Origin of the sequence: Saccharicrinis aurantiacus, assembly GCF_001660705.2 — a bacterium.
Classification (GTDB): Bacteria; Bacteroidota; Bacteroidia; order Bacteroidales; family Marinilabiliaceae; genus Saccharicrinis; species Saccharicrinis aurantiacus.
On record NZ_LYBV02000041.1, the window covers coordinates 1 to 14411 of the forward strand.

Annotated in this window: 8 protein-coding genes; 3 read left to right on the forward strand and 5 right to left on the reverse strand. The window is 35.4% G+C overall.

All coding sequences use genetic code 11. The features are described from left to right. Positions 1–433: 433 nt before the first annotated feature. On the reverse strand, positions 434–3037 hold the full coding sequence (locus tag A8B35_RS20800) for a glycoside hydrolase family 3 C-terminal domain-containing protein (RefSeq protein ID WP_075603908.1): 2604 nt from the start codon (positions 3035–3037) through the stop codon (positions 434–436). 804 nt (positions 3038–3841) lie between these two features. On the opposite strand from A8B35_RS20800, the gene A8B35_RS20805 reads away from it, so the two are divergent. Next, complete coding sequence (locus tag A8B35_RS20805; protein WP_075603909.1) at positions 3842–5092, forward strand: hypothetical protein; 1251 nt, start codon at positions 3842–3844, stop codon at positions 5090–5092. A 223-nt stretch (positions 5093–5315) separates the two neighbouring features. Here the strand turns inward: A8B35_RS20805 and A8B35_RS20810 are convergent, their stop codons facing one another. The 4 genes from A8B35_RS20810 to A8B35_RS20825 all read right to left on the reverse strand — a co-directional run bounded on the left by A8B35_RS20810 (position 5316) and on the right by A8B35_RS20825 (position 11093). Beyond that, positions 5316–5996, reverse strand: coding sequence for a head GIN domain-containing protein (locus A8B35_RS20810; RefSeq protein ID WP_075603910.1), 681 nt, complete (start codon positions 5994–5996; stop codon positions 5316–5318). Positions 5997–6134: 138 nt separating this feature from the next. Next, complete coding sequence (locus A8B35_RS20815) at positions 6135–9029, reverse strand: DEAD/DEAH box helicase (protein WP_075603911.1); 2895 nt, start codon at positions 9027–9029, stop codon at positions 6135–6137. A gap of 53 nt (positions 9030–9082) precedes the next feature. After that, a complete protein-coding gene (locus A8B35_RS20820) occupies positions 9083–9982 on the reverse strand; it encodes a DMT family transporter (protein WP_075603912.1) in 900 nt (299 codons plus the stop codon). Further along, the gene (locus A8B35_RS20825; RefSeq protein WP_075603913.1) at positions 9972–11093 is read right to left on the reverse strand and encodes a glycosyltransferase family 4 protein; all 1122 of its coding nucleotides are present in this window, start codon (positions 11091–11093) and stop codon (positions 9972–9974) included. Before A8B35_RS20825 ends, A8B35_RS20820 begins: the two co-directional genes overlap by 11 nt. A gap of 309 nt (positions 11094–11402) precedes the next feature. Here A8B35_RS20825 and ffh point away from each other — a divergent pair, with 309 nt between their 5' ends. Continuing rightward, on the forward strand, positions 11403–12737 hold the full coding sequence (gene ffh / locus A8B35_RS20830) for a signal recognition particle protein (RefSeq protein WP_075603914.1): 1335 nt from the start codon (positions 11403–11405) through the stop codon (positions 12735–12737). Between the two features lie 71 nt (positions 12738–12808). Next, a complete protein-coding gene (gene folD, locus A8B35_RS20835) occupies positions 12809–13687 on the forward strand; it encodes a bifunctional methylenetetrahydrofolate dehydrogenase/methenyltetrahydrofolate cyclohydrolase FolD (protein ID WP_075603915.1) in 879 nt (292 codons plus the stop codon). Positions 13688–14411: the final 724 nt, after the last annotated feature.

A 14411-nucleotide genomic window follows, 5' to 3' on the forward strand; every position in this document is an offset into this window, starting at 1 on the left:
AAATCAATGTTGTCCTAATTAAATTTTCACTCAAGCCGTGAAGGCTTCTACTTTTTTCTACAGTCAAAAAAGTAGACAAAAAAACCGTCGACTACACCCATTTCACTCAAAAAACTAGGTTTCATGACTGAAATTGTTTTAAACTCGCACTTTTTCGTGCCTCAAAGCACTCAAACAGAAAACAATTTTTAACCGTCATTTCAATCCTGTTTTTTGGTTCACTGGCTGAGGTCGATACTAAACAAGGCGTGCAGCACGTTATATAAACATGTTTAGGACGAGATTGAAAAAACCTAACTACTACCAATTATATTTATCAATCAGACAAACTTTATAGTATACTTTAAACTAGAGTAGATTTATGATTCTTAAGCGCACAAAAAAAGGTAAGACGAAATTAATCCGTCTTACCTAAGTGATTAGTATTAAGGTATTATTCCGATTTTGCTACAACTTCTGTAATAACAAAAGGAGCTTTTCCTCCTGGAGGAATAATTTTAAGAGAATCATGTTTTACTTCGCCACTTACAGTTTTAACTCTTAAACGAACTGGCTTTCCGTATTCTGGTGGAATAGGAATCTTAATTTGTAGTTTACGTTGCTTATTCAAAATAGTATGCGATGCAATTTCAACACCTTCCATCGAAGTAACCACAATAGCTTCTTTGCTGGCATCGGCAAAACTAAGTTCCGCATCCCAAGTACTTACATAAACGCCTGGATCAACAAAAACAATCTCATACTCTATCCACTTATGTGAAGAATCTTCATCTTGTTTTTCTTTCTTGCTACTTAAGGCATCTTCCTCATATAAGTAATCCCATTTTTTGCTGCGGTTTTCATCCTTGGCATTAAAGTAACCACTTTTTTGTCCAACACTGATTTTAGGGATAGTTCCACCTTCAACTTTTAGTGTTTGGCTCGCTACGATATCCTCGCTCGATTGCCCAATCATAATTTCAAAGTCACCTTCTTCAACCTGAAACTCCTTAGCATCTACATTGTAATGAGAAAAAGCTTCGTAAGGTAGCTTGATAGACACCGTTCTGCTTTCTCCGGCTGGTACGTGTATTCTATCAAATCCTTTTAAGGCTTTTACCGGTACTGTATGGTTGGCTTCAACATCGCGAACATAAACTTGTAAGATATCGTCTCCATCCATATCTCCAACATTCGAAACTTTAGCTGTTACCACAAGGTCTTTCATGGTTTTAACCTTCTTGCTGCTAAGTTTCATATCAGAAACTTCGAACTGCGTGTAACTAAGTCCAAAACCAAACGGATACAATGGTTTTGAGTTGGCATACATGTAAGTACGTCCTACTTCAGGACCATAATCATCTTTCCAGGTTTTTACGTTATAATCATGAAAGTGGGGTAGTTGTTTTTCCGATTTCACCCATGCTGTACTCAGCTTACCACCTGGGTTAACATCGCCAAATAATACATTAGCCAATGCAGTACCTTGTTCCTGACCATTTGGCCACGCACATACAATTCCCGGAAGGTTTGCTTGTTCCCAACCAATAGAAGTAGATCCGCTAGGAATAAGTACTAAAATTACGTTTTTATTAACCGCCTGAACTGCTTTTATTAGTTTGTGCTGCTTACCCGGTAAACTCAACGAAAGACGATCGCGTGTTTCTGTAGCTGTTGATTCATCATTTCCAACAACCATAATTACCGTATTCGATTTTTTAGCTAAAGCAACCGCTTCTTTAATCTTCTGTTCGTCGTCCTCGGCTCCAGTAACAGAACAACCTTCGGCAAAGCTTACGTTACCTTTGGCGCTTTTTTTAATGCCATCAAGGGGTGTTACTTTGTTTTTAGGATTACCTGAATAAATACCCAACCAACAACGATTCGCAAACGGACCAATAACAGCAAGCTTGTCTATATCTTTCTTTAGAGGCAATGCAGCATCGTTTTTTAATAGTACAATAGACTGCTCAGCTGCTTTAAGCGCTAATTTTTTGTGTGTTTCAGACTCAAGTACTGAGCTTGGTATTTTAGAGTATGGGTTAAGCGATGGATCATCAAAATCACCCGTCATAAAGCGTAATCTTAATAATCTTCTAACAGATACATTAAGTTCTTCCTCGGTTAACAAACCTTGTTCAATGGCTGGTTTTAATGCCTTAACAAAAGGAGCAGCCTTTGTTTTGTGTCTGAAACACTCTTGATCAACTCCGGCTTTAATGGCCATGGCAGCAGCTTCTTCTTGTGTTTTGGCAAATCGCATACGTTTTTCTAAACCCTGAACTGCAGCCCAATCGGCAATTACATATCCTTCAAAGCCCCATTCATCACGTAATACACCATTTACTAAAGCATTGTTTGCCGAACATGGTGTGCCGTTTACACCATTTAATCCGGTCATAATACCAGTTGCTTCCTCATCAATAATACAAGTTTTATACGCTGGGAAATAGTACTCGTATAAATCTATATCGCGTACCAACGAGTGGCTAAACTCTCTACGTTTCTCTACATTGTTGGCTACATAATGCTTTACAGTAGTTACTGTTTTTACATATTTAGGGTCGTTCCCTTGCATACCGCGTACGTACATTCGGGCTATTTCCGACATTAAAAGTGGGTCTTCGCTATAGCACTCTTCGTTTCTTCCCCAGCGTGGATCGCGTGCCATATTCACCGTTGGCGAAAACATCATTACCTCTTTCTGTCCTGCATTTTTTAAGGCACGGGCTTCGTTAGATATTGCTGTGGCTACATCAAACATCAAATCCGGATTCCATGTGGCTCCCATGGCAATATTTTGTGGAAATTGCGTACAATTCCAAGCTTTAAGTCCATGAAGGGCTTCGCCGTACCATTCAAAATAAGGGATGCCCAAGCGTTCAATACCCGAAATTCGGGAACCACAATAGGCTATCTTTTCATCCAATGTCATTTTAGATAATAAATCTTCAACTCTATCCTCAACCTTTGCGTTAGGATCTTTCCAGGTTTGGCCATTCACTCCAATTGCGCAAAGTAGCATCAGGAATAAAGAAATGCTTTTTACTGCTTTCATAATTCAAATTATTTGTAAGTGTTTTAAGCGCTGTTTTCAACTTAAGTGATAAAGTTAGCAACAGGCGGTTTACTCATTTTAGACTATTGTAAAATTCGATATTTTAAAATGGAATCAGCTTGCTTTGTACTTAGTCAGAACTTAACAAGGCCTATTTTTGACTTAGCTAGAACTTTACATGCCTCTATTGTAGGGTTCAGAAAACCTCAATACCAAGTCTGCTTAATATAGGTGTGAAAAATCCCAAATTGCAGCTTCAGTGCTTTGTATATCATTAATGTAGCTTTTTTTGTAGATGTAATTTGATAAGGGGTGTTCTTTTGCCTTAGAGAGGGGTAAAATATACATGGTAGAAAAATTAGAGATTTGTAATTGGATTAGCGCGATCTCGCATCGGGGATACCCAATCTCGCATAAAGAAAGTTCAATCTCGCCCTAAGGGAAGTGAATCTCGCATAGGGGGAAGCCAATCTCGCATGGGTACTTCGTGAATCTCGCATGCAGGTAAGGCGATCTCGCACCTCCGGAGGTGAATCTCGCATCAAGGATACCCAATCTCGCTAGCGAGATTCACCCTTTACGATATACAGGCACATCAATTTTACTATTGGCAGTGTATGCTCATTCCTAAATTAACATATGTAGCTGAACATAAAATAAAATTATCTATTTTTACTATCGAATTAGATATTCTTGCTGATACGTATATCGCCTTTTGCGGTGAGTATACAGAACATACGGTAGTTTTGTATGGGGAGGGGGTGAGGATATAAATGAGTTGTAGCCAATTAAAAAAGAATCGTGATGAAAATAAATATTGCACTCTATATTGCACTTTTTTATTGTGCAGTATTATTAAATTCTTGCAAACCTTCTATAGAAAATAATAGCATTAAGAATCTTATTCAATGCTATAAAGAAGCTATCAATCAACATGATTATAGCATTATCGAACCATGCTTATCAAATGATTTTAGAACCAATGATTCTGATTTAAATTCATCTTTAATTGAATTTTATTCTTATATAAATTCGAACCAATCAAGAAAGATTGATCGTGTGAAAATTAATAAAGTTGAGAATCTTAATGACTCTACAATATGTGTAGATGCTTGTCAATATTTTCATAATGATGAAGTCCGGGGTAATATTACATTTATTTTTAAAGAAACTAATAGACTTCGTTTATATAAGCTGATTAACTATTTTCCAGTAAATAGCAGCATAACAACAAGGGCTTCTTATGTTAATGAAGAAGTGTTTGGTATTAATAGAATTAAAAGCATAAAGAATTTATCAATAATTGACATAAAATCTGGGGATTCTATTTCTGGGCAACATTTTACCACATTTTATGATAATCCAACCTTAAGAGATGATGCATTTACGGCTCTTCAACTTTTTGAAAAATTAGACAGTCTTTTAACTTATGATTTTGGGTTTTACGATATTGAAAGAGAAAACCTGTTTCTCACAACTATAAACTCCAGAAACACATGTACAATAGGTAATAGTAGAAAAATACCATGGACAATGGCTTTGTATGAGACAGACAGTATTAACAATTTAAAAATGATTAATAAAATTGGGAACACATTTTCGCATGAAATAGTAGAAGGTTGTTTAATAGTTAAATATAAACTTAATGGATATGATTTTAGATGGTTTAGAGATGGTTTGTCAGATTATATTGCTTATAAATTTTGCTCATTGATTTCACCTGATGAAGCTCAACGTTATTTTCTTGATAATAGATTAGCTGATGCAAGAAAACATCAACAGAATGGTAACCTTCTCGATTGGAGAGGTAACAATCCGATTGCATCTGTAGATACAGGAAAAATATATGGTGATAGGTATATCTATTCTAACGAAGTAGGTCAATATGGTAGAGCTTTTAAATTGTTTAAAGATTTATTTGATAATAATCCTCAACAAATCTCTGAAATCTTGCAAGCAATTAGTGAAATTAACAATATAACCGTGTCTGACCTTATGAGAATTATGGACAAAGTAACCTATTCAAATATGGAAGACCTAATAAGTAAATACTAACTGGCTATTACTAGGAGCATAGGATATAAGAATAGGCTTGGAGGTGTAGCTCATTAAAAAAGTTCGACTCTCTGGAGCTTTGGATAGTTTGCTTTTTCAAATCGCTTACAGTTTCATCCTGTTACCAATAGGAACATACGTACTAGAAACCAAAGAAAAGAGGCTAAATCACTTGTTGTGAAATGGCCTCTTGTATATTTTTATTTCAGAAACTTAAAATAGCTTATTCCGAGTCTTTTTGGATATTACCTTTACTTTTTATTTTGGCAGGGTTGCCATTGTATATGATTTTACCACCTGTAGTAGTTTTCATATCTAAATCTTCAGTTGCATTTACCCAAGCAACACCACCGGTTCCGGTTTTTATAATCGCTTCTCGGCTGATTAATTTATCGGCAATATACTTTCCACCAGTTACTACACTAACCTCTTGAAAGTCAACCTCACCTACTAATTCTATTTTAGATGATACCGATGACGCTTTTAATGTTCTAACATCAACATCTAATACAATTGAGGCGCCACTACCTGCTTTAACAGTAAGTAAATCGGCCTTAACAACATCTTCTGATGTAATAAACGAACCCGACTCAGCATTAATTTGGTTTATAGTTTTGTAGCTTACGTATACCTGAACGGCTACATCCTTATATATTTTGTTTTTAAGCTTAACTTTTAGGTCACGCCCTTTAATCTCAGTAATTACATCAGTTACAGCTGCATTTTCAATTTCAATCTCAATCTTTTCCTTATCGCCTTCAATTAAAGTTACGTTAATTCCTTTTGTAGTTGTAATTGTGTTGAATGCTCCAATATTTCTACTTTGAGTTTTAACATCCTGTGCATTAGTATATGTGCTCGAAAATAAGGTGATAATGGCAGCTATAAATAGTAATTTCTTCATGGTTAATTTATATTGTTTATTGTTATAACTTCTATTTAATAAAAATAGTATTCAGAACTCTAAAGGTAAGGGCATGGGCTTATTGGCTAGCAAAGAAACAAAAAAAGTAATTATTATTGATAAATTGTTTTATAAGAATTAGCTGAACAACTCTTTAATTTCACTTTCACCCATATTTTTAAATGGGTTGTTAGAGTTGATAAATGTATTGGCCAATTCCGATTTATGTTCTTGCAGTCGCATTATTTTTTCTTCAATAGAGCCAACGCTAATAAAGCGATACACAAATACATTTTTAGTTTGTCCAATCCTATGGGCTCTATTAATTGCTTGAGATTCAGCAGCTGGATTCCACCACGGGTTTAACAGAAATACATAATCAGCGCTAATTAAATTTAAGCCAACACCGCCTGCTTTCAGCGATATTAAAAACACTTTACAATTATCATCATGCTCAAAGTCTTCAACCACTTTCTGCCTATTGGTAGTGCTGCCAGTTAGCTTGCTGTAGCTAATTTTGTCCTTAGTAATTTGTGTTTCTATTAATTCCAGATCCTTTACAAAGGAAGAGAATATAAGTACTTTATGGCCCTCATTAATAATACTATTTAAATGATCTAAAATGAGGTTGTATTTACCAGAAGATCCCGTGTATTCTTCATCAACCAATTTAGGGTGATTGGCAATTTGTCTTAGTTTAGTTAGTCCTTGTAAAGCCAAAAAGGTTGATTTTTCAATACCCTCACTCGCAAATGTTTTTAGTAACTGATTGCGAATGCCTGATTTCTCAACCTCATATACCTTTTGCTGCTCGGGAGTCATATCGCAAAGTAAAACCTGCTCACTAACAGGAGGCAATTCTTTAGCTACCTTCTCTTTTGTTCTTCTGAGAATATAGGGAGCAATTAGTTGTTGCAATTTCTCTTTCTGACCTTCGTTGTTTAATTTCTCTATGGTATGTACAAATTGCTTTTTAAAAAAGGGAAGACTGCCCAACAAGCCTTCGTTAACAAAATTCATTTGTGCCCAAAGGTCCGTTAGCGAATTCTCGATAGGAGTACCCGTTAAAACCAGTTTCTTATTGCATTCTACTTGGCTTACGGCCTGATATATTTTTGATGTTGGATTTTTTATATATTGGCTTTCATCTAAAATAAAATACTCGAAATTGTAATGTTTGATGTATTCTATATCGTTACGTATAACCCCATAGGATGATAAAACAACATGATAGTGGCGTATGATGTTGCCAATTTCCTTCGATCGGAGTCGCTTTTGACCACTGTAAACATAAACCTTTAACGATGGGGCAAACTTTTTAAATTCGTTAAGCCAATTATGAATCAACGATGTTGGCATTACAATTAAACTAGCCGCAATATTTGATGTGTTAAAGCCTTCAATACCTTCACTAATTGGATGTGTGTTATCTGGGTTGTGCTCTGAAGGTTTGTATATATTTAATAAAAGCGTAATGGTTTGTAAGGTTTTACCCAATCCCATATCATCGGCCAATATACCACCATAGCCATTGTTGTTAAGGTAATTCATCCAGCTAAACCCCTGTTGTTGGTAGGGGCGTAAACTAGCCTTTAATGTGGCAGGCACTGTACTACTGTTTTGTTGTATTAAAACTTCAGCATTTGTATTGTTCTTTTTACCTGTAAGATGATGAAAAATAGGTTTTAACCTCAGTTTGTTTCCAAACACTTCGGCATACGTTAATATGTCGCCATATTTACTATACCATTCCTCAGGGATAACAAATATTTTTCCATCGGGTAATTCATATTCTTTTTTACCCGCAATAATATATTTTCTGAATTTTAAGAATGGAATATCATAGATGCCAATCTTAATAATCATTTGTAAATCGTACCAATCGCCATCTTTACTGGTGTTTAATACGCAGCTCGATTCTCCAAAATAGTACTCCTTATCCAATGATTTGTCGCTTAAGCTTACATCAAGCTCATTTAATGTTGTGCGGTTTAAGTTATACCAGTTTATTATGGGATAAAACTCGTAAGGCTGTCCATATCCTTTAGGATAGTAGGCATGTCCTTCAAGACTTAATAATCCAAGATCTAATAGTTTTTTTATAATGAGTTGCTCCCAATCATCATCACGCTTATGTTTTATAAGCGTATATTTTTCATTGGCCTCTTTCACATCAACAACAACGTTAGACTTGCTGTTGGCCAAATGTGATTTAGTTCCGTATACAAATTCCAGTGTTAATATGGGCTCTTGTTGGAGGTTGTAGGCTATCACTAATTTGGCAACGGGTTTAATATCTTCTGTAACTATATTAAAACCTTCAGCGTTCACGGCATGGTTTTTTACTGATGCAGCTACAAACGTTTTCATGTAGGTGGCTACACTTCTTGCCTGTATTTGAACAGACGATTTTTCGAAGAAAGGCACAAATTTTTTACTATCTGTATTCTCAAATCGATACAACTTTTCTCTGATTAAAAGAATACAAGGGGAATGGCTTATAACAATTGGCTTTTTATAAGTTAAACTGACATCTTCAGTTTCCGTTTTAATTTTTAGGGTGTAGTTTATTCCTTTTTCATCTAATTTAAAATAGAATATAGGATCTACTTTCTGAGGATATATTTCAAGTCGATCAGACTTATAAATATTACTATATTTCTTATCCTTCAGATATATTTTTATGGATGGATTTTGCGCTAGAACGTTTAAGCAAGCCATCATTTGTGCTTCAATATGTGGCCTTATAGTATCTTCTAGCTTTTGATCATCGAGCTTCTCGTAAAATTGCTTGATGCTGGTATCCTTTGAGAACTCATTAAATAAATATCGATCAGTAATTTGATCAAGGATAGCTAGTACTGTGAGTTGCTCAGTAGTAAAAGTGAATTTTTTATGTTGCTCAGGAGAATGTGTGTTTACTTTCTCCTTTAAAACCAAAGAAGGCGAACCTTCATTATCCTCGGCAAAGTATGCCGAAGCGATTATTCCTAGGTTTCTATTTTCAGTTAGAACAACAATAAAATGATCCATTAATAATTAAATTTATCTAGGTTATTGATTAGCGAAATAAGTTAAATGTTACCTTAAAAAGCGAAAAATAAAATTACTCCACACACAGCAATTACTGCACCAATAATCTCCTTTGCTTTTACCTTTTCCTTAAAAATAACAATTGAAGGTACAATAATTAATATGGGTACAATAGACATAATTGTAGCAGCAATACCCGTTGTGGTATATTGGATGGCTAATAAAGAAAGTGATACCCCTAAAAATGGTCCGAATACCGAGCCAATGCTAATACTTAACATGGCAGGTTTATTTCTTAAAGCCGAAAATACTTTTGGCCAAATACCTAATACACTAAAAAGAACAGCAAAGCCAACAATTGCAGCAATAATTCTAATCTGAGTACTTAAAAAAGGATCGTAATCTTTCATTCCATATTTTGATAGAACTAAACCTAATGCTTGTCCAAATGCACCACCAATTGCAAGCAAAATACCTTTAATAGGATAGGAGACTTGTACCTGATCTGATTGCTTTTCTTTGTTAAGAACCACTATGGCAATTCCAGCAATTGTTACTGCCATCCCTAACATATTCATGAGGCTAAGATTCTCGTTTAGTATAAAATACCCAAGTAGAGCCGACATAGGAGGGGATAATGCCATGATAAGCATTGATAAGCGAGCCCCAATTACTACAAAGGCCTGGAATAGTAATAAATCGCCAATTACGAAACCAATAATGCCACTAATGCTTAACCATAACCAAAGCTCGTTGCTGGCATCAGTGGCTACAAACATTCCTTTTCTGAAATAGGAGAATATTCCTATAATAAAGAATGCAATTACAAGTCGAATAAGGTTTACAGGTAACGATCCTACCTTCTTACCTGCAAGTTCGAAAGCAATAGCCGTTATGGTCCAACAAACAGCAGTAGCCAGTGCGGCACTTTCGCCAATCAGATTATTTATCATCTATATTTTCTCTTCTATACTCTGCAGCAATATATTTTATTTTCTTTTTTCTACGTAAAATAAATATTGCTGGTATATAGCTACACCCCAGTCCTAATGTAAATATTAGTAGTGAAAGCTTTAAAACACCTAAATCTTTAAGGGTATATGATAAAATAACAAAAACAATATTAACCCCTCCGATTATTAGTGAAGTTTGTAAATGGGTAAAACCCAATGTCAACATACGGTGGTGTATATGATTTTTATCTGCCGTAAATGGTGAATTCCCTCTTGAAAGCCTAAAAATAAAAACTCTAATTGTATCAATTATAGGAACAATTAATATACCTATTGCAACTGCTGGTGCAGAATCCATTGTATATTTAAGATTGTGTCTGTTTTCAGGAATATTAAATTCGCAAAATCGGATTGCCGCAATTACTATTAAAAAACCTAATATAAGAGAGCCTGTATCACCCATAAATATTTTATTGGTTTTTGAGAAAACGTTGTAATACATAAATGCCAAAAGCACTCCAATCAATACTGCTGAGAAAACAGGAATATGATAATCGTCATTTATATAGAACCATACCATGAACGATGTAATGGATATGATTGCTACTGTAGAGGCAAGTCCATCAATTCCATCAATTAAATTGAAGCCGTTTATTATAAATACAAATAAGAAAATACTAAAAGTAATACTGGTTAAGTAATCGGGTTCAATACCAAAAAAACCATGAAAAGAAGTAATTCTTACATCGCCCCAAGCAACAATAATAAAGGCCGCGCAAATCTGTCCCATTAGCTTTACAATGGGTGCAGTAATCATTATATCATCTTTTATTCCAATTGCAAAAATGATTAATATGGATGGAATTAAAAACGGTATTTTAGTGAACGAAAACCAATCAGAAAATATAGAATAGGTAAATAAAAAGCTCATGAAGATGGCAATGCCGCCTAAGTTTGGGATAGCAGTTTTATGCAAGGTTCTACCGTTTGAGTCTGCAAACATTCCTTTAGATCGCGTTACTTTGATAATTGTTGGTATTGTTGCAAAAACAATAAAGAAAGAAACTAAACTAGCGAAAGGAATAAGAAGCTTAATCAGAAATATATCCATGTCTATTTTATATTGAGCCGCAAAAATAGATATTTTGTTGGATTGATCTTAATCTCTAAACGTCTATTTTTACTACTATTTTATTAATACTACTCAATATTTTATTAAAAGTTACAGATCCTTAGTATCATGTCAAATAAGCTAATTAAATTCTAAAGCTTATAAGATTCAGATTTTGAGAGTAATAATATTTGCATAAACAGAATAATGAATAGTTTAAGTAAATATTGTTTAACGAATAAACAATAATGCACGGAGTAAGCAATTATTTTTTTACTTTTGCAATCTGAAATTTAAAAGTACAATACAATGTTTGAGAATCTGTCGGAAAAACTGGAACGTTCCTTTAAACTTTTAAAAGGTCAAGGTAAGATTACAGAAATTAATATTGCCGAAACTTTAAAAGAAGTACGTAGAGCGTTACTTAATGCTGATGTCAACTATAAAACTGCTAAAACTTTTACCGAAACAGTAAAAGAAAAAGCCATGGGCCAAAATGTACTAAATGCAGTACAACCAGGGCAAATGATGGTTAAAATAGTGCACGATGAGTTGGCATTATTAATGGGAGGCGATTCTGTAGATATCAATATAAAAGGAAGTCCTGCCGTAATTTTAATGGCTGGTTTACAGGGTTCGGGTAAAACAACCCACACTGGTAAATTAGCTAACTTCTTAAAAACTAAAAAAGGAAAGAATCCTTTATTGGTTGCGGGTGATGTTTACCGTCCAGCTGCGATTAACCAACTACAAGTGTTGGGAGAGCAAATTGGCGTTAAAGTATATACCGAAGAAGGAAATAATGACCCAGTTAAATTGGCTAAAGATGGTGTTGCCTTTGCAAAAGCAAACGGACACGATTTAGTAATTGTCGATACTGCCGGTCGTTTAGCAGTTGATGAGCAAATGATGGAGGAGATATCTTCCATTAAAAAAGCCATTAATCCTGAAGAAATTCTTTTCGTAGTAGATTCTATGACGGGGCAGGATGCTGTAAATACTGCCAAAGAATTTAACGATCGATTAAATTTTGATGGTGTTATCCTAACTAAGTTAGATGGTGATACACGTGGAGGAGCTGCCCTATCAATCAGAAGCGTAGTAGATAAGCCTATTAAGTTTGTGGGTATGGGCGAAAAAATGGAAGCTTTAGATGTTTTCCATCCAAGTCGTATGGCCGACCGTATCTTAGGTATGGGTGATATCGTTTCTCTTGTAGAGCGTGCTCAAGAGCAGTTTGATGCTGACGAGGCTCGTAAACTACAAAAGAAAATTGCTAAAAATCAATTTAGCTTTAACGATTTCCTAAATCAGATACAGCAAATCAAAAAAATGGGTAACCTGAAAGATTTAGCTGGCATGATCCCAGGAATGGGTAAAGCACTTAAGGGAATGGATTTTGATGATGATGCCTTTAAAGGTATTGAAGCCATTATATATTCAATGACACCTACAGAGCGCGAAGATCCAAAAATCTTAAACGGAAGCCGCAGAAAGCGAATTGCCGATGGATCAGGAACAAACATTCAGGAAGTAAATCGTTTAATTAAGCAATTCGACGACACACGCAAGGTAATGAAAATGATGACCCAAGGAAAAAACATGGGGCGCATGATGCAAAACATGCCTTTCGGTAAAAGATAATAACAACATAGTAAATAGGAGAGGGAACGCATACGTTCCCTTTTTTTATTCATCGAAAAAAAACATACAACATGCAAATTATTGATGGGAAGTCAACCTCTCAGAAGGTAAAAGATGAAATTGCAGCAGAAGTAGCAAGTATAAAAGCAGCCGGAGATAGAGCTCCACATTTAGCAGCCATATTAGTGGGGCACGATGGAGGTAGCGAAACATACGTAGCCGCTAAAATTAAAGCCTGTGAGTATGTAGGCTTTAAATCAACTTTAATTCGTTTTGAAGATACAGTTACTGAAGAAGAATTATTAGCCAAAGTAGAAGAGTTGAATAACGATGCCGACTTAGACGGATTTATTGTTCAGCTACCATTACCAAAGCATATTTCTGAAGAAAAAGTTACCGATGCAGTTGATTATCGTAAAGATGTTGATGGGTTTCATCCCCAAAATGTGGGTCGCATGAGCATTGGTTCGCCAGCATTTATATCAGCAACACCACAGGGTATTATGGAGCTTATTGAGCGCTATAAAATTGAAACATCAGGTAAGCACGTTGTAGTTATCGGTCGTAGTAATATTGTAGGCCGTCCAATGAGTATTTTATTATCTCAAAAAGGATATCCAGGCGATGCTACTGTTACCGTGTGTCATAGTCGCACAGCAAACCTGCAAGAAATTTGTTTACAAGCCGACATTATAATTGCAGCCATCGGAGCACCTGAGTTTGTTAAGGCAGATATGGTAAAAGAAGGCGCCGTAGTTATCGATGTAGGTACAACACGTGTTAAAAGCGATGTAACCAAATCGGGTTGGAAACTGAAAGGAGATGTTGCTTACGATGAAGTTGCACCAAAATGTAGTTTCATCACGCCAGTTCCGGGTGGAGTAGGTCCAATGACAATTGCATCTCTACTTTTAAATACATTAAAAGCCGCTAAAAAGGAGATTTACTAAACTAGTATTTCATCTAAAATATAAAAGTCCGTAAGCTATGTATACCATAAGTTTACGGACTTTCTTGTTTCTAATGGCGGCATAATCTGGCTATCCGTTTTAGCCTTTATTTAGGCGGCTATATTCAGCTAAGCCGTGCGTGTGCTTCCTGCGGTCGCATCCGCCAACTAAGCTTTATAAAGCCGTCTAAATAAAGGGCTGCCACTTCTATCCAGCCCGCATCAGCAAAAACAATAAGTAATACCAATCGCGCCCTAGACGCTTTTATAAAATGTGCTGCACGCCTTGTTTAGTATCGGCCTCAGCCAGTGAGCCAAAAAACAGGATTGAAATGACGGTTAAAAATTGTTTTTTGTTTGAGCGCTTTGAGGCACGAAAAAGTGCGAGTTTAAAACAATTTCAGTCATGAAACCTAGTTTTTTGAGTGAAGTGGGTGTAGTCGACGGTTTTTTTGTCTACTTTTTTGACTGTAGAAAAAAGTAGAAGCCTTCACGGCTTGAGTGAAAATTTAATTAGGACAGCATTGATGTATTACCAAGTATTTTAAGCTAATATTTGATTCATTATAATATTATATACCTATGCAGTAAAAATTCCATAGGTAAGGAAAAAATATTGCATACGTATGGAAAAAAAACTCCATAGGTACGCAATTTTAGCTCCTTGCTTAATGTTGATAATCAGCTACTTATAAAGGGGTGTTTTTTAGCTATTTTGAGCCTGT

Coding starts and splice junctions, on each gene's coding strand:
- A8B35_RS20800 (WP_075603908.1), bottom strand. CDS start 3,037: ATGAAAGCAGTAAAAAGCATTTCTTTATTCCTGATGCTACTTTGCGCA.
- A8B35_RS20805 (WP_075603909.1), top strand. CDS start 3,842: ATGAAAATAAATATTGCACTCTATATTGCACTTTTTTATTGTGCAGTA.
- A8B35_RS20810 (WP_075603910.1), bottom strand. CDS start 5,996: ATGAAGAAATTACTATTTATAGCTGCCATTATCACCTTATTTTCGAGC.
- A8B35_RS20815 (WP_075603911.1), bottom strand. CDS start 9,029: ATGGATCATTTTATTGTTGTTCTAACTGAAAATAGAAACCTAGGAATA.
- A8B35_RS20820 (WP_075603912.1), bottom strand. CDS start 9,982: ATGATAAATAATCTGATTGGCGAAAGTGCCGCACTGGCTACTGCTGTT.
- A8B35_RS20825 (WP_075603913.1), bottom strand. CDS start 11,093: ATGGATATATTTCTGATTAAGCTTCTTATTCCTTTCGCTAGTTTAGTT.
- ffh (WP_075603914.1), top strand. CDS start 11,403: ATGTTTGAGAATCTGTCGGAAAAACTGGAACGTTCCTTTAAACTTTTA.
- folD (WP_075603915.1), top strand. CDS start 12,809: ATGCAAATTATTGATGGGAAGTCAACCTCTCAGAAGGTAAAAGATGAA.